We start from the raw sequence: 453 nt of genomic DNA, 5'->3' as shown, positions 1-453 counted from the left end.
CCTGAAAATATCCATTCGAATAATGTCATTGTTACCCCATTTACTATATAGGCGACGACAAATATTAAAGTAATAGATAAAATAAATTGAAACATCATTTTAAAAATTTTAACTGAATAGTATTGATATGCATGTAATGGTGTGCGCATTAAATTCTTATACCAACCTGTTGTTTTTTCATTTATCAAATCGATAGGGAATTGTATTAAACAAAAACTTGATAAACTAAATGCTGTCATACTATACATGTATTCTTTATAAAATAATTGTTCTGCATCTTTTGGTAAATCTAAAATTGAAGTAAATAACAAATAAAAGCACAATGGAATAAGAATCGATAAAACTAAATACACTTTTTTTCTAAACAACAACCTTAACTCTGTAAAAAAATACTTAGCTACCATAAGCTTCCACCTCTTTTTTATCATCTTTATTAAAAATTGTATCTAGTAA

The 453-nt window shown here is 25.4% G+C and carries 1 pseudogene; it reads right to left on the bottom strand.

From position 1 onward, the window contains the following. Nucleotides 1-404 (bottom strand): annotated as a pseudogene (locus ACF91D_RS31920) (ABC transporter permease); the annotation flags it as partial. Between the last annotated feature and the right edge of the window lie 49 nt (nt 405-453).

The sequence above is a fragment of the Staphylococcus sp. 231237_7MaSpsaltlick genome (genome assembly GCF_043107035.1).
This window is presented reverse-complemented; position numbering and strand designations above follow the sequence as displayed.